Raw genomic sequence first — 15,049 nt, 5'->3', positions numbered from 1 at the left:
GCCGGCGCCCGCCTGTCCGACATCCGCGCCGCCATCACCTCGATTCAAGACAAGGAGGCGGTGGTCGCCGCCGAAAACGCCGAGGCCAAGGCTGTCGCTTACAAGGGGGCATACTGGAGCTTCGCCATCGGCGGGGTCGTGGCCCTGGTCGTCGCCCTGGGCGCCATCGCCTGGCTGATCGGGGCGCTGAGCCGTCCGGTCGAGGCCATGACGCGCGCCATGGTCCGTCTGGCGGGCGGGGATCTGAACGTCGCCATTCCCGCGATTGGCCGTCGCGACGAGATCGGCCACATGGCCGACGCCGTCCTGACCTTCAAACAGAACGCCGAGGAGAAGGTGCGTCTGGAGGCCGAGGCCGAGGTGCAGCGCGCCGCCGCCGAACAGGCCCGCATCGCCCAGGCCGAACGTGACGCCGAGGCGGCCCGTCAACAGGCCCAGGTCGTGGAAGGCATCGCTTCAGGCCTCGACCGTCTGTCGAACGGTCAACTGGCCTATCGCCTGAACACCGCCTTCGCGCCCGAGTACGAAAAGCTGCGCGCTGACTTCAACGGGGCCATGGCCAAGCTGCAGGAGACCATGCGCGTCATCGTCGACCGCTCCAGCGCCATCGGCGCCAGCGCCCATGAGATCAGCCAGGCCTCTGACGACCTGTCGCGCCGCACCGAGCAGCAGGCCGCTTCGCTGGAAGAAACCGCCGCCGCTCTGGAACAGATCACCGCCACCGTGGCCCGTTCCGCCGAGGGCGCCATCGAGGCGGGCGGCGTCGTCGACGGCGCGCGTCACGAAGCGCTCGAAGGTCAGGCCGTCGTTGGTCGCGCCATCGTCGCCATGGGCGAGATCGAGCAGTCCTCGAACGAGATCGGCAACATCATCGGCGTGATCGACGAGATCGCCTTCCAGACCAATCTTTTGGCTCTGAACGCGGGCGTCGAGGCGGCGCGCGCGGGCGAGGCCGGTCGCGGCTTCGCCGTGGTCGCTTCGGAAGTGCGGGCTCTGGCCCAGCGCTCGGCCGAGGCGGCGAAAGAGATCAAGACCCTGATCTCGGCGTCCGGCCGTCAGGTCGGCGAGGGCGTGGCCCTGGTCGGCGACACCGGTCATGCGCTGGAACGCATCGCCGAACAGATCACCCGCCTGACCGCCATCGCCCGCGAAATCTCGGCTTCGTCGCAGGAGCAGTCCAGCGGTCTGCAGCAGGTCAACATCGCCGTGGCCCAGATGGATCAGGTCACCCAGCAAAATGCTGCGATGGTCGAGGAATCGACCGCCGCCAGCCATTCGCTGGCGCAGGACGCGCGTGAGCTGGACCGGATGATGGGGCAGTTCTCGCTGGAAGAGGCGGCGATGGACGCGCGCGGTCAGCAGCGGATGTTGGCGCGGGCGGTGGCGTAACGCGGCGCGTCATCCCGGCCGGAGCCTCGCGCAGCGAGGCGCAGAGCCGGGACCGCCCAGGACGCCGCCGTCAGCCTTTCCTGTGGTCCCGGATAGCGGCTTCGCCGCTTCCGGGATGACGAGCGTTCGTCAGGCCGCCTGTTGCAGCACCAGGGCGTCGAGGGCTTGGATCAGGTCGGCCAGGATGTCGTCCTGATGCTCCAGCCCGACCGACAGGCGGATCAGCCCGTCGGTAATGCCGGCGGTGACACGCGCCTCCGGCGTCATGGCGGCGTGGGTCATGGTGGCGGGGTGGGCGATCAGGCTTTCGACGCCGCCCAGAGACTCGGCCAGGGTGAAGATGTCGAGGGCTTCGATCAGGTCGCGCACGGCGTCCGTGCCGCCGTTCAGCTCGAAGCTGAGCATGGCGCCGGGTCCCGACTGCTGGCGCGCCGCCAGGGCGTGGCCGGGGTGGGACTTCAGACCCGGATAGTGGACGGCCTTGACCGCCGGGTGCTGTTCCAGGGCGGCGGCGACCAGGCCGGCGGTGGCCTGCTGGCGCTCGATGCGGGTGAACAGGGTGCGTAAGCCCCGCAGGGTCTGGTAGGCGTCGAACGGCGAGCCGGTGACGCCCAGACAGTTGGCCCACCAGGCCAATTCGGCGTGATCGGCCGGATCGGCCGCAATCACGGCGCCGCCGACCACGTCGGAGTGGCCGTTGATGTATTTGGTGGTCGAGTGGACGACGATGTCGGCGCCCAGCTCCAGCGGACGTTGCAGGGCGGGCGACAGGAAGGTGTTGTCGGCCACGACCTTGGCGCCGACGGCATGGGCGCGACGACAGACGTCGGCCACGTCCACGACGCGCAGCAACGGATTGGACGGGGTCTCAATCAGCACCAGCTTGACGCCGTCGGCGAGCGCGGCGTCGAGCGCTTCGCCGTCGTTCTGATCGACGAAGGCGACGCGGAAGTGGCCTTTCTTCGCGCGGGCGCACAACAGGCGGTGGGTGCCGCCGTAGCAGTCGTGCGGCGCGATCAGCAGCTCGCCGGGGTTGAGCAGGCTCAGCGGCAGGTCGACCGCGGCCATGCCGGTGGCGGTGACGACGGCGCCGGCTCCGCCTTCCAGCTCGGCCAGGGTCTCTGCCAGAACGTCGCGGGTCGGGTTGCCCGAGCGCGAGTAGTCGTATTTCCGCTTTTGGTCGAAGCCGGCGAAGGAATAGTTGGACGACAGATACAGCGGCGGCATGACCGCGCCGTGGGCCGTATCCTTGTCGACGCCCGAGCGGGCGGCGATGGTGCGGGGATCGGCGGGACGGGCGGCGCGGCTCATTGGTCGATGTCCTTCAGTACGGAAGTCAGGATGTCGGCGACCAGGGCGTCTTCCTTCAGGAAGGCGTCGTGGCCGTACAGGGAGGGGTGCTGTTCGAAGCGCCAGAGGTTGGGCAGGCGCGCGGCCAGCTCTCTCATGTCGTCGATGGGGCACAGGCGGTCGGTGGTGAAGCCGATCAGGGTGACAGGCGCCGTGATGGCCTCGGGCTCGACCCGGTGGCGGTCGATGGAATCCGACAGGCTCAGCCAGCGCGAGGGGGTGGTGCGGTCGCGATAGGCTCGGCCGCGCGCCGTCAGATAGTCGCAGACGGGATAGGCCTGCCCCGCATGGCTGGGGGCCTCGGAGTCGAAGCGCTCGCCGAACTCGTCGGGGGTGCGATAGGTGGTCATGGCCAGCTCGCGGGCCAGACCGACCGCCTGATCCACGCGGCCGGTCTCTAGGCCCAGTTGCAGGATGCGACGCTGGATGCCGCGCCAGGCGGTGGCCAGGGGGTGAGGGCGGTGGGCGGCGGACACCACCACCAGCTGCTCGGCCCAGTCGGGGAAGAGCTCGCCAAAGGCCAGGGCGATCATGCCGCCGTAGGAACAGCCGATGAAGGCCGCGACCTTGTCGACGCCGAGGTGGTCCAGCAACAGGGCCAGCAGCCGCGCCTGATCCTGGGTGGTGATGGTCAGCGGGGTCTTGGCGTCCTTGACGCCGTCGCCGAATTCCGGCGCGAAATCAAAGGCCAGGACGCGGAAACGGGTCAGGTCGATAGGGGCGCGCACGCCCACGGCGCCCGACCACCAGCCCAGGCCCTTGGTCTCGGTGCGATGGACGTAGCGGTCGGCCGAGATGCCGCCGGCCACGACGATCAGGGGGGCGCCGGCCTTGCCGTGCAGGCGGCCGACCACCTGCTTCTGGTTCAGGGTTCCGCCGAAATCGAGCGGGAAGCCGCCGGGGATGGGGACGAAGACGTCATGGGCCCCGTCGCGCGACAACAGCTCTGACGGGCGGCGTGCGGACGCAGGCCGACAGGCGGGCTCTTCAAAAGGGGCGACGGGGTCGATCAGGGCCAGGGTCATGGGTCTCGGTCACTCAGCAAAACGGCTCGCCAAGGAACCCATGCAGTGACAGACCGTGGAGCTTCGCCTCGTCGATGCTCCACCCATCTCTCGCGGCCCCCAAGACAAGCTTGGGAACCCCGCAGGAGTTGGCACCGTTTCGGGCGGAACCCGATGGTTGCCCCGGCGTCAAAGGGCCTAATCCCTCAGCCGGTCTTGATGAGTGACTTTACGTTGCGGTTGCGAAGGGCGTCGGTCAAGCGAAAAAATTCACCCCAATTTGGCTTGGTGCGGGATGAGGGTGGTGAAAACGCGCTTTTTGCGCTCGTTCGGGAAAAAATTGTTCTTTCGGGGCTTGACGCGACGCGGGGTCGTGCACCACCCTTTGGCTCAGGATTTTCAACCGGACGCCGCCTGTGCTTGACCGCCTCGCCAGCATGATGACGACCCTGATCGCCGCTTCGGCGACGGGCCTTGTCGCGTCCACGATTACCACCGGTACCACCACCACCATGCCCTTGCGGGCGGGGACCGGATGATGCGCGCCGATTAGGCGAAAAACGCAAAAACCGAACACCCCGCCCGGACCCCCGGGCGGGTTTTTTTATGGCCCGAGCCGACCCCAGATCTCCTCCCCAGACCCCGCCTCCAGGATCACTCCGATGCCCGCTTCCGCCCTCGCTCTCGTCGCCGATCAACAGAAACCTCAGCCCGTCCCCAAGGCCGAGGTCGTGGTGCTGAAGTTCGGCTCGTCCGTCCTGCGCAACGCCGCCGAAGCCCCCGCCGTGGCCTCGGAAATCTACGGCCACGTCCGCGCCGGGCGGAAGGTGGTGGCGGTGGTTTCGGCCCTGTCGGGTCACACCGACCGGCTGCTGGCCGACGCTCGCGCCCTGGGTCTGGATCACGAGAACGAACTTCTGCCCGCCTATGTGGTGCTGGGCGAGGAGAAGGCGGCGGCCCTGGTCGCCATCGCCTGCGACCGGGTGGGACTGGACGCGGTGGGTCTGTCGGTACGGGAGCTGGGCATCGTGGTCGAGGGGCCGGCGCAGCACGCCCGCCCGGTCAGCCTGAAGGGCGAGCGTCTGCAACAGGCCCTGGCCGAACATGAGGTGGTGGTGGTCCCCGGCTTCGGCGGGGTGCGCGCGAACGGGCGCGTGGCCCTGCTGGGACGTGGCGGATCGGACCTGACGGCGGTGGTCCTGGCCGCCGAGCTTGGTCTGGACCGGGTGCGTCTGGTGAAGGATGTGGACGGCCTCTACGACCGCGATCCGGCCTGTGAAACGGGCACGCCGCTGCGCTATCGCCGCGCCAGCTGGGAGACGGCGCGCCAGCTGGGCGGCGCCCTGGTCCAGCATGACGCCATAGATCTGGGGATGCAGCATGGCGTCGAGATCGAGGTGGCGGCTCTGGGCCGCGCCGAGGGCACGGTGGTCGGCGAGCGCGGGGCCCCTCCCGGCCCGGTCCAGCCGGAGGCGCCGCTGCGGGTGGCTCTGGCCGGCTGCGGCGTGGTCGGCGGCGGTCTGCTGAACCGTCTGCTGCCGGACAGACGCTATGAGGTGGTGGGCGTTCTGGTTCGTAATCCGGGCAAGAAGCGCGATGTGGCGGCGCCCGCCGATCTGTTCACCAACGATGTCGAGGCCCTGCTGGCCAAGAAGCCCGATCTGGTGCTGGAAGCCCTGTCCGAGGGCGAGGCCGGGCACGCCCTGATCCGCCGCGCGCTGGAGGCTGGCTGCGACGTGGTCAGCGCCAACAAGCAGGCCGTGGCCCGCGACCCGGCGGGCTTGCAGGCCCTGGCCGCCGCCAACGGCTGTCGCGTCGCCTGGTCGGCCTCGGTCGGCGGCGGGGCGCCGATGATCGAGACCCTGCGCGCCGCCCGCGCCGCCGGTCCCGTCGCCGGGTTCGAGGCGGTGCTGAACGGCACGGTCAACTTCATGCTGCAGCGTCTGGGCGAGGGCGCGGCCTTCGCCGACGCCCTGGCCGACGCCCGCGTGGCGGGCTTCGCCGAGGAAGATCCGTCCTCGGATCTGGAGGGCCACGACGCCGCCGCCAAGGTCAAGCTGCTGTCGTTCGAGGCCTTCGGCCGCGCCCCCGCCGACCTGCCGCGCGACGAACTGTCGGCCGAGACGCCGCTGGGCGACCGTCCGGTGCGCCAGATCGGCGCCTGCCATGATCGCGAAGGGCATCTGGAGGCCTCGGTCCGGCTTGACGGCGATCTGAAAGACGCGCTCTTCCAGTCGCTGAACGGAGAGAGAAACGCCTTGAAGGTCTATGGTCAGGACGGTCGCGTCTGGACGTGCAAGGGACGCGGCGCCGGGCGCTGGGCCACGACCGAGAGCGTGCTGGCCGACGTGGCCGACGTGGTGCGCGCCCGTCGCGCGGCGGCGGAGCTGGTCTAGTCATGGCTGTCTTCACGCCCGTCACGCCGGATCAGGCCGCCGACTATCTCATGCGTTACCCCTCGGGCGATCTGGTCGCGCTGACGCCGATCGCCGAGGGGGTCGAGAACACCAACTACAAGCTGGAAACGACGTCCGGCGCCTATGTCCTGACCCTGTTCGAGGGGCGGACGGACGCGGCGTCGCTGCCCTTCTGCCTGGGCCTGACGCGGCATCTGTCGGCGCGCGGGTTTCCGACGCCGTCGCCGGTGGCGGACCGACAGGGCGAGCTGATCGGCCATCTGAACGGCCGCGCCTCCGCCATTTTGAACTGGGCGCCCGGCGCCTGGAAGCGCCAGCCCTCGGACAAGGAGCAGTATCGCGCAGGGCAAGTGCTGGCCCTGCTGCACCTCGACGCCGCCGACTATGCGGTCGAGCGCCAGAACCCGGTCGGACCCGAGGCCTGGGCGGCGCTGGCCGCGCGCTGCGACGGCCCCGCCAAGGGCGTGGACCGAAAAATGCTGGATCAGATCAAGGCCCTGCTGCCGCGCCTGGCCGAGCCGTGGAGCGATCCCGCCCTGCCGCGCGGACCGATCCACGCCGACTACTTCCCCGACAATGTTCTGTTCGCCGTCAACGAGCACGGCCAGTGCGACGTCGGCGGGGTGATCGACTTCTACTTCGGCTGCACCGACGTCCTGGCCTATGACCTGGCCATCGCGCTCAGCGCCTGGGGCTTCGACGCCGAGGGGAGGCCCATGCACTCGGCCCTGCGCGCCTTCCAGAAGGGCTATGAATCCGTGCGTCCCCTGACGCCCGCCGAGGCTGAAGCCTTGCCCGGGTTGGGTGCGGCGGCGGCGGTGCGCTTCACCCTGACCCGACTGCACGACCGCTTGTTCCACGACCCCGCCAACCTGGTCACCCCCAAGGACCCGGCCCCCTTCTTCCGGCGGCTGGACTACTGGAAGGCGGCGGAGGTGGCGTGAGGAGGAGGACGAGACGCCGCTTTCGACTCCGCAGCGGACATAAGTGCGGTTAAGCTCGCTGGTGAGTGTCAACGGGACATTCTGTGGACATCACATGACGCTCCGGCGCGCTTAACTGCGTTCTGTGAGATCGTCCCCAAATGAACGATGTGCGATTCGACGGGCAATGGGTTGGGCGTGACGCCGGAGACACAAACGGATGGGTGACTCTAGAGCTTGAACGGCAAGGCGACCTTATCGAGGGCATTGCCTACCACTACCCAGACGATCCCGACATTGTCTCCATAGCTGTCGAGTTCGCGATGCCAGTTGGGCACACACACGGGTCATTCAAAGCTCTGCCGACGCAGCCATTTCGTCCCCATGACGGTCTCCGGTTCCGCCATGACGAGATGCCAAACTATTTCCCGAATGCACTGGCCTCTCGAACTATCGACCTTGACCTGACGTTTGACGGCCCGAATGTCCATTTCGCCTTCACGGGCCAACCGACAGAGGGCTTTCCTGGGTCAAAAGGTCACGGGACCGCGCTGCGTAGCCACGTCAGTCCGTCTAGGATCAATCCCACACCGATTTCTTGGGCTGATTTCCGCGCATCGGCGTTCACCCAAGAGCGCGGGCGGTTCATACATCGCGGGCAAGCCGAGCCGTGGCGACTGAGAACGTCATTTCATCGCTCGCCTCGCAAGAACCTGAACCGCTATAGGCAGGAGCTTGTCCCTGATGCCCATAGGATCATCGGCAGCCAGTGCGCCTATCGGTTCGATCTGAATCGCCCGGCAGACACGGGAGCTTTCTATAACCTGCTCCAGCACCACGGCTATCCGACCCCGCTCCTTGACTGGACTTGGTCGCCCTTCATCGCAGCTTATTTCGCCTTCGAACGTGTCCCTAGGGAGCGGACCGAGGGGAATGTCCGCATCTATATGTTTGACCGAAAATCATGGCTCGCACTTAGTCAGCGCGACACAGTCGCTTTCACTAGTCTGCAATTTTCTATTGTAGATGTGGAGTCGATTTCTAATAATCGTGTAGTTACTCAGCAGGCATGTGTGACGCTAGCAAATATAGATGACATAGAAGACTATCTAGAACACGCTGAATCGCTCACCAAAATCCCCTACCTGCGTGCAGTAGACATACCCGTTACGGATCGCGAACAAGCCTTGAGCGATCTCGCCTTGATGGGCATTCACCATGGAGCCCTGTTTCCTGGACTCGACGGCACATGCCGGTCGCTCGCCTTCAAACATTTTGGATTCTAGTCTGGGCGCAGTCTCAATTCCTAATAAGAGGCAGTCCGCTTCTCACCCTTAGCCGGCGCTCGCCGGGTCCCTTTACGCCCCCCGTGCAACGATCTCGCCGCGCGTGCCTTTGAGGCAGGGGCAGGCGAGGAGGTTTCGGATGACTGCGCGCGCGGAGGCATGGCCCGAACTGACGGCGGCGCGGCTGTGGCCGACGATGGAGACGTTGCAACTGTGGGCGCAGATCGTCGGCAAGACGCGGCTGTCGCAGACGCCCTGGCTGAACCACGGCTGGCACGTGACGCTGCGGGTCTCGGCGCGGGGGCTGACGACCGGCCTGATCCCCCACGGCGCGGTGGGGTTTTCGATGGAGTTCGACCTTGTCGCCGGGGCCCTGATCATCCGAGTCAGCGACGGGGGCGAGCGCCGGATCGTGCTGAAATCCGGGACGGTGGCCGACTTTTACGCCGAGGTTCAGGAGGCCCTGACCGCCCTGGGCGTGGCCTGCCACATCGACCTGACGCCGGATGAAATGGCAGAGGCGACGCCCTTTCCGCTGGATGAGCGGTTTCGACACTATGATCCCGAGGTCGCGCGCGACTACTGGCGGGCGCTGGTGCAGGTCGACCGGGTCTTCAACCTGTTCCGCACCGGGTTTCTGGGCAAGTGCAGCCCGGTTCATCTGTTCTGGGGCGCGTTCGATCTGGCGGTGACGCGGTTCTCGGGACGGCCCGCGCCCCTGCATCCGGGCGGGGTGCCGAACCTGCCTGATGCGGTGACACGCGAAGCCTATTCACACGAGGTAGCCAGCGCGGGCTTCTGGCCCGGCGATCCGGGGCGCGAACCCGCCTTCTACGCCTATGCCTATCCCGCCCCGCCGGGGTTTGAGGCGGCGACGGTCGCGCCAGTCGCGGCGCACTGAGACGCGGCTTTGGGCGAGTTCGTCCTGCCCTATGCGGTGGTGCGGGCCGAGGACGATCCCGACGCCGCCGTCTGCGCCTTTCTGGAATCCACCTACGAGGCCGCCGCCGATCTGGCGGCCTGGGACCGGGAGGCGCTGGAATGTCCGCGCGGCACGCCGCGCCATCCGCGTCTGGTGGGGTAGTCCTTAGTTCGCGAAACCCTTCACCGCCGCCAGGGCGGCTTCCGCCGTATTGTCGATGATGGTCAGGCGCTCGGGCTGGTCGCCCAGGGCGCGGATGACGGGGGCGGCTTCCGGCTCGAAACCGAGCACGTCGGAGACAAAGGCGCCGAACTTGGACGGGTGGGCGGTCGACAGGGCGACGACCGGGCCGTCAGCACGGTCCAACTGACGCGCAGCGGCCAGGGCCACGGCGGTGTGCGGGCAGACGACGCGGCCCCAGGCGGCGTGGGCGTGGGCGATCTCGGCCTTGGTCGTCGCCTCGTCGATGGAGACGGCGGAGACCTCGGCCTTCAGTGCGGCCAGCAGGTCAGGCGATAGGGTGACGGACCCGTCGCGAGCGAAGGTCTCGAACACCGCGCGGGTGGCCTCGGCGTCGCGGCCCGAGGCTTCATAGACCAGGCGTTCGAAGTTGGAGGGGGCCTGCACATCCATCGACACGCTGCCGCTCTCGACGGCGGGGCGTCGGGCATAGACGCCCTGGTTTATGGCGCGGGCCAGGGCGTCGTTCTGGTTGACGGCGGCGGCGAAGCCCTTGACCGGCAAGCCCATCTTCTTGGCGGCGATGCCGGCGAAGGCGTCGCCGAAATTGCCGGTGGGGACGACGAAGGTCGCCGCCTGACCCAGCTGGGCCGTGGCCGAGACATAGTAGGGAATCTGGCCCGCCAGACGGCCCCAGTTGATCGAGTTGACCGACGACAGGCGGCGGCCTTCGCGCAGGCTCTCCTCGGCCAGAAGGCCTTTCACCAGACGCTGGCAGTCGTCGAAGTCGCCGCGCACGGCCAGGTTCAGGACGTTGTCGGCCTGGACCGTGGTCATCTGCTTGCGCTGCACCGGCGAGACGCGGTCCAGCGGGTGCAGCACCACCAGGTTGATGCGCTCGGCGCCGGCGAAGGCGCGCACGGCGGCGGCGCCGGTGTCCCCGCTGGTGGCGGTCAGCAGGGTCAGCTTCTGGCCGGTCGCGGCCAGGGCCTCGTCCGACAGGGCGGCGACCAGCTGCATCGCCAGATCCTTGAAGGCGGCGGTCGGGCCGTGGAACAGCTCCAGCACGAACAGACCCGGCTCCAGCTCGACCAGGGGCGTCACCGCCGGGTGGTCGAAGCCGCGCGTCAGGCGGTCCAGGGCGCGGTCGAGCGCGCCGGCGGGCAGGGCGTCGCCGATGAAGGGCGAAATCGCTTCTTTCGCCATCTCCGCATAGGTCCGGCCGGGACGCGCCGCGTCGGCGGGCAGGGTCGGCCAGGCCTGCGGCATGTAGAGGCCGCCGTCGGGGGCGATGCCGCGCAGCAGGGCGTCGGCGAAACTGGTCGGGGCGGCGTCGCCGCGCGTCGAAAGATAGCGGTCAGGGGAGGCGGTCATGTCGGGTCGTTTCTAGCCGTCGTTCGGCGCTTCGTCATGATTATTTTGCGCCTGCGAAGGCGATTTCGCGATTTTGCGCAACAAGATGGCGATGCGGGGCGTACGGCGACGGCGACGGCGACGGCGGGGCTGGCGTCTCGTCGCGGTCCGGTCCATGTCAGGGACCATGAGACGCCGTTCCTTCCTGATCCGCGCGGGCGCCGCCGCGGCCGCCGTAGGCGGCGGCCTGTGGCTGAAGGATCATGTCATCTGGCGGCGGCCCCGCCTGACCTTCCCCGAGGGCGGGACCAGCGGCTGGTCGTCCTTCGTGGTCGCGGACGCCGCCACGCCGACCGTGCGGGTGCGGATCGCCGGGCGCGAGATCACCGCCCTGATCGACAGCGGCGCCCAGTATTCGGTGATCGACCGGGCCCTGGTCGAGGCCCTGGGCCTGACGACCTTCTTCGACATGCCGTTGGTGGCCTATGGCGTCGGCGGTCAGCCGCAGGTGGGGCGCGGCGTGACGCTGGACCTGAGCATCGGGTCCCTGGGCGTCGGCGCGCTGCGGGCGGCCATCCTCGATCTGGGGCCTATCGCCTCGGCGGAGGGGCTCGGCGCGCCTTTGGTGCTGGGACAGGATCTACTGGGCGAGGCGGTGCTGGGACTGGACATGAAGCGCCGTCGGGCACGGTTTGCCGATCCGGGCGGTCATGTCGTCTCGCCCGCTCTGCGTCAGGTTCCGGTCAGACGCAGCGGTACGGCGCTGACTGCCGAGGTCACGGTCGAGAGCGCGGTTCTGCGGGCGGTGGTCGATACGGGCTTTTCGTCCCTGATCGCCCTCAGCCAGGGCGCGGCCGAGGCGGCGGGCCTGCTGGACGGTCGGCCCGAGACCGCCGGGTCCAGCATCGTTCTGGGCGGCGTGGCGCGGGCGCGGGTGATCGAGGCGCGGACCGTCACCTTCGGCGACGACCTGTGGCGCGGGGTCGCGACGCCGGTCTTCGCCGACTCGCCCTTGCCGAACTATCCCGACGCCCTGCTGGGCATGGCGGCGTTTGACGATCGCGACGTGAGCCTGGACCTGGGGCGAGGGCTTTTGCACGTCTCGCCCCAGATGGACTTGACGGTGGGCTAGGGCGTCACAGCCCCTTGAAGGTGTCGCAGGACGCCGGATCGCCGGTCTGATAGCCGCGTTGCAGCCACTCGACCCGCTGGGCCGAGGAGCCGTGGGTGAAGCTTTCGGGCGAGACGCGGCCGCCGCCACGACGTTGCAGCGCATCGTCGCCGATGGCCTGGGCGGTCTTCATGCCTTCCTCCAGATCGCCCGGCTCCAGCGCCACCTGACCGCCGGACACGGCGGCGGCGTTGCGGGCCCAGACCCCGGCGTAGCAGTCGGCCTGAAGCTCCAGCGCGACGGAATACTTGTTGCCCTCGGCCTGTGAACGCGCCGTCTGCTGGGCGCGCTGCACCTGGTCGCTGGCGCCGGTCAGGTTCTGGACGTGGTGGCCGAACTCATGGGCGATGACATAGGCCTTGGCGAAGTCGGCGCCCGAGGCCCCGAGCTTGGTCTCCATCTCGCGCCAGAAGCCGAGATCGAGATAAACCTTCTGATCGGCGGGGCAGTAGAAGGGCCCCATGGCTGACTGGCCGAAGCCGCAGCCGGTCGAGGTGCCTTGTTCATAGAGGACGGTGGTCGGCGGGGTGTAGCCGCGCAGCTTGGTCTTCCAGACGTCGTTGATGTTGGAGCCGATGACCTCGACGAACTGGCCCGCCTGATCCTCGGGCGAGCCCATCTTTCCGGCCTGTTCGGACTGGCTGGCGCCGCCGAATTGGCTGGCGACCTGCTGGGTGGTGTTGGGGTCGATGCCGAAGACGAAGTAGCCGATGGCCGCCAGCACCAGAACGCCGATGCCGCCGCCGGCCACAGCGCCGCCGCCCATGCCGCGCCGGTCTTCAATGCCGCCGCCGCGCCGTCCGCCCTGCCAACGCATGATGTCGTCTCCGCCCTGAAATCCCGCCCCAAGCTAGGCGAAAACGCCGGGAGCGGGGAAGGGATGCAATTGTAACGAAGGCTCAGTGCGGGCGGCGGTCCAGCCAGGCGTCGATCTCGGTGACGCTGCGGGTCATTTCCTCGCGCCGGGCGGTCTGGGCCTCGCGGGCCTGCCGCGCATCTTCGGGCGATCGGACATAGGCGGTCGGCGGGGGCATGGGCGGCGTCGCCTGGCGTGCGGCCTGAAGCTGCAGGATGGTCAGTTGCGTCTGCAACCGCTGCTGCTGGACCAGAGCCTCGCGCTCGGCGGCCTGGTTGCGCAGGCGGTCCATCTCGATCCGGTGCTGGTCGGCGATGGCCGAGCCGCGGTCGTAGCCGGGCGGCGGCGGACCGGGCCAGCCGGGCCAGGTCTGGGCGTTCGCGGCCAGAGGCGCGGCGGCCAGAAGCAGCGTCATGAAGATCAGGCGGCGCATGAGGCGAACATGGGCGCCCGTCACCCTCGCGCCAAGCGTGGCCCTAGATGGCGAAGCTGACGCCGCAGCCGCAGCTGGACGAGGCGTTGGGGTTGCGCACCACGAACTGCGCGCCTGCCAGTTCGTCGACGAAGGCGATCTCGGAGCCCTTGAGGAAGGGGATGGAGACGGGGTCGATCACCGCCGCCTGACCGTCGCGGCGCACGACCAGATCATCGGCCTCGGGGGCGTCGACCAGTTCCAGCCGGTACTGGAAGCCCGAGCAGCCGCCGCCGTCGACGGCGACGCGCAGCATGACGGGCTTGCCCTCGATCTCGGCCAGCCCGGCCAGACGTTTCGCCGCGCTCTCGGCCAGAAGGATGCCTTCCGGAGCGCGGGGGGAAACCGAAAGCGACAGGTCGCGGACTGATTCTGTGGATTGGACGGTGCTCACGGCTCTCTATATGAGGAGCTGACAGGCGTTCGCAAAGGCCTGTGTCGCAATAGAAGTGCTGTCCGCCTTGAGCCAGACCCGCGCGTCCTTCGCTGAAGACCCCGCCGCCAGCCGCGGCCGCCATGTTTTCGAGCCCGCCAGCCGCACCCGCACCCCCTTCGCCCGCGACCGCGATCGCATCATTCACGCGACCGCCTTCCGTCGCCTGAAGGAGAAGACCCAGGTCTTCGTGGCGCACGAGGGCGACCACTATCGCACCCGCCTGACCCACAGTCTGGAGGTGGCGCAGATCGCCCGGTCCTTGGCCCACGCCTTGCGGCTGGACGACGACTTGGCCGAGACCATCGCCCTGGCCCACGACCTGGGCCACCCGCCCTTCGCCCACGCGGGTGAGGACGAGTTGCAGGCCCAGATGGCCGACTACGGCGGCTTTGATCACAACGTCCAGAGCTTCCGCGTCATCACCGAGCTGGAAGTCCGCTATCCAAAATTCCCCGGCCTGAACCTGAGCTGGGAGACGGTCGAGGGCGTCATCAAGCACAACGGCCCGGTGATGCATCACCTGGACGACCCGGCGTGGAAGACGGTCGCGGCCTATGCGCCGGGCGGGGCGGCCAACTGGGATCTGCGCCTCGACACCTTCGCCTCGCTGGAGGCCCAGTGCGCGGCGATCGCCGACGACATCGCCTATAACAACCACGACGTGGACGACGGGGTGCAGGCGGGCCTGTTCACCCTGGCCGATCTGGCCGAGGTTCCGCTGATCGGGCCGTGCCTGGCCGAGGTGCGCCGCGACTGGCCCGCCCTGGACGACCGCATGGTGCGTCTGGAGGCCGTGCGCCGCATGATCGGCATCATGGTCGACGACGTCCTGGCCGAGACCGAGCGGCGCCTGGCCGAGCATCGCATCGTCACCGTCGAGGACGTGCGTCTGGCGCCGCAGATGATGGTGCAGTTCTCAGCCGGCATGATGGCCGACCTGGGCGTGCTGCGCCGCTTCCTGTTCGAGCGGATGTATCGCCACTATCGGGTCAATCGCACCCGCAGTCAGGCGCGCCGCGTCCTGTCGCAACTGTTCCACCTGTTCATGGACGAGCCCGAGGTCATGCCGCCCGAATGGTCGGCCCCGGCGATGTCGGATGATCCGGTCAAGCGGGCGCGGGCGGTGTGCGACTATATCGCCGGCATGACCGATCGCTACGCCATCGAGGTCCACGGCAAGCTGTTCAGTCTCGACCTGGCGCTTGATCTGTGATTCGAAAGCGGCCACGGGCGGGTTAGACTGATGCTTCCCGGCGCCGATTCGCGCTGGGCCGATCCAGAAAGCGCGAC

At 68.4% G+C, this 15,049-nt stretch carries 12 protein-coding genes, 1 pseudogene and 1 riboswitch; of the genes and pseudogenes, 7 read left to right on the top strand and 6 right to left on the bottom strand.

The window, feature by feature from the left end:
- Positions 1-1,389, top strand: a 1,389-nt coding sequence (locus B3K53_RS09600; protein ID WP_292084007.1) for a methyl-accepting chemotaxis protein, incomplete at its 5' end; no start/stop codon positions are given.
- A 129-nt stretch (positions 1,390-1,518) separates the two neighbouring features.
- On the opposite strand, the gene metB is transcribed toward B3K53_RS09600, so the two are convergent.
- Both metB and metX read right to left on the bottom strand, forming a co-directional pair.
- Positions 1,519-2,700, bottom strand: a complete 1,182-nt coding sequence (metB, locus tag B3K53_RS09595) for a cystathionine gamma-synthase (RefSeq protein WP_292084005.1) — start codon at positions 2,698-2,700, stop codon at positions 1,519-1,521.
- The gene (gene metX, locus B3K53_RS09590; protein WP_292084004.1) at positions 2,697-3,764 is read right to left on the bottom strand and encodes a homoserine O-succinyltransferase MetX; all 1,068 of its coding nucleotides are present in this window, start codon (positions 3,762-3,764) and stop codon (positions 2,697-2,699) included. The genes metB and metX overlap by 4 nt, the downstream gene beginning before the upstream one ends.
- Positions 3,765-3,844: 80 nt before the next feature.
- Positions 3,845-3,969: riboswitch (SAM riboswitch) on the bottom strand.
- Between the two features lie 436 nt (positions 3,970-4,405).
- On the opposite strand from metX, the gene B3K53_RS09585 reads away from it, so the two are divergent.
- The 4 genes and pseudogenes from B3K53_RS09585 (at position 4,406) to B3K53_RS09570 (ending at position 9,453) form a co-directional block, all read left to right on the top strand.
- Positions 4,406-6,139 carry a Gfo/Idh/MocA family oxidoreductase gene (locus B3K53_RS09585; protein ID WP_292084003.1) on the top strand — a complete coding sequence of 578 codons (1,734 nt, stop codon included), beginning with the start codon at positions 4,406-4,408 and terminating at the stop codon, positions 6,137-6,139.
- A gap of 2 nt (positions 6,140-6,141) precedes the next feature.
- Entirely contained in the window at positions 6,142-7,104 is a 963-nt protein-coding gene (thrB, locus tag B3K53_RS09580; protein ID WP_292084002.1) for a homoserine kinase, read from the top strand.
- Between the two features lie 140 nt (positions 7,105-7,244).
- Positions 7,245-8,369 carry an FRG domain-containing protein gene (locus tag B3K53_RS09575; RefSeq protein ID WP_292084001.1) on the top strand — a complete coding sequence of 375 codons (1,125 nt, stop codon included), beginning with the start codon at positions 7,245-7,247 and terminating at the stop codon, positions 8,367-8,369.
- Positions 8,370-8,508: 139 nt separating this feature from the next.
- Positions 8,509-9,453: pseudogene (locus tag B3K53_RS09570) on the top strand (DUF5996 family protein).
- A 3-nt stretch (positions 9,454-9,456) separates the two neighbouring features.
- On the opposite strand, the gene thrC reads toward B3K53_RS09570, so the two are convergent.
- A complete protein-coding gene (gene thrC / locus B3K53_RS09565) occupies positions 9,457-10,845 on the bottom strand; it encodes a threonine synthase (protein WP_292084000.1) in 1,389 nt (462 codons plus the stop codon).
- A gap of 166 nt (positions 10,846-11,011) precedes the next feature.
- On the opposite strand from thrC, the gene B3K53_RS09560 reads away from it, so the two are divergent.
- On the top strand, positions 11,012-11,956 hold the full coding sequence (locus tag B3K53_RS09560) for an aspartyl protease family protein (protein ID WP_292083999.1): 945 nt from the start codon (positions 11,012-11,014) through the stop codon (positions 11,954-11,956).
- A gap of 4 nt (positions 11,957-11,960) precedes the next feature.
- Here B3K53_RS09560 and ypfJ read toward each other — a convergent pair whose 3' ends face one another.
- The 3 genes from ypfJ to B3K53_RS09545 form a co-directional block, all read right to left on the bottom strand.
- Complete coding sequence (gene ypfJ / locus B3K53_RS09555; RefSeq protein WP_292083998.1) at positions 11,961-12,812, bottom strand: KPN_02809 family neutral zinc metallopeptidase; 852 nt, start codon at positions 12,810-12,812, stop codon at positions 11,961-11,963.
- 82 nt (positions 12,813-12,894) lie between these two features.
- Positions 12,895-13,284, bottom strand: a complete 390-nt coding sequence (locus B3K53_RS09550) for a hypothetical protein (protein ID WP_292083997.1) — start codon at positions 13,282-13,284, stop codon at positions 12,895-12,897.
- 43 nt (positions 13,285-13,327) lie between these two features.
- Positions 13,328-13,681, bottom strand: a complete 354-nt coding sequence (locus B3K53_RS09545) for a HesB/IscA family protein (protein ID WP_292084262.1) — start codon at positions 13,679-13,681, stop codon at positions 13,328-13,330.
- A 103-nt stretch (positions 13,682-13,784) separates the two neighbouring features.
- Here B3K53_RS09545 and B3K53_RS09540 point away from each other — a divergent pair, with 103 nt between their 5' ends.
- On the top strand, positions 13,785-14,972 hold the full coding sequence (locus B3K53_RS09540; RefSeq protein WP_292083996.1) for a deoxyguanosinetriphosphate triphosphohydrolase: 1,188 nt from the start codon (positions 13,785-13,787) through the stop codon (positions 14,970-14,972).
- Positions 14,973-15,049 lie beyond the last annotated feature (77 nt).

The sequence above is a fragment of the Brevundimonas sp. UBA7506 genome, assembly GCF_002479495.1.
GTDB lineage: Bacteria > Pseudomonadota > Alphaproteobacteria > Caulobacterales > Caulobacteraceae > Brevundimonas.
The sequence above is the reverse complement of the archived record's forward strand: the minus strand, read 5'-3'. Positions and strand labels throughout refer to the sequence as shown.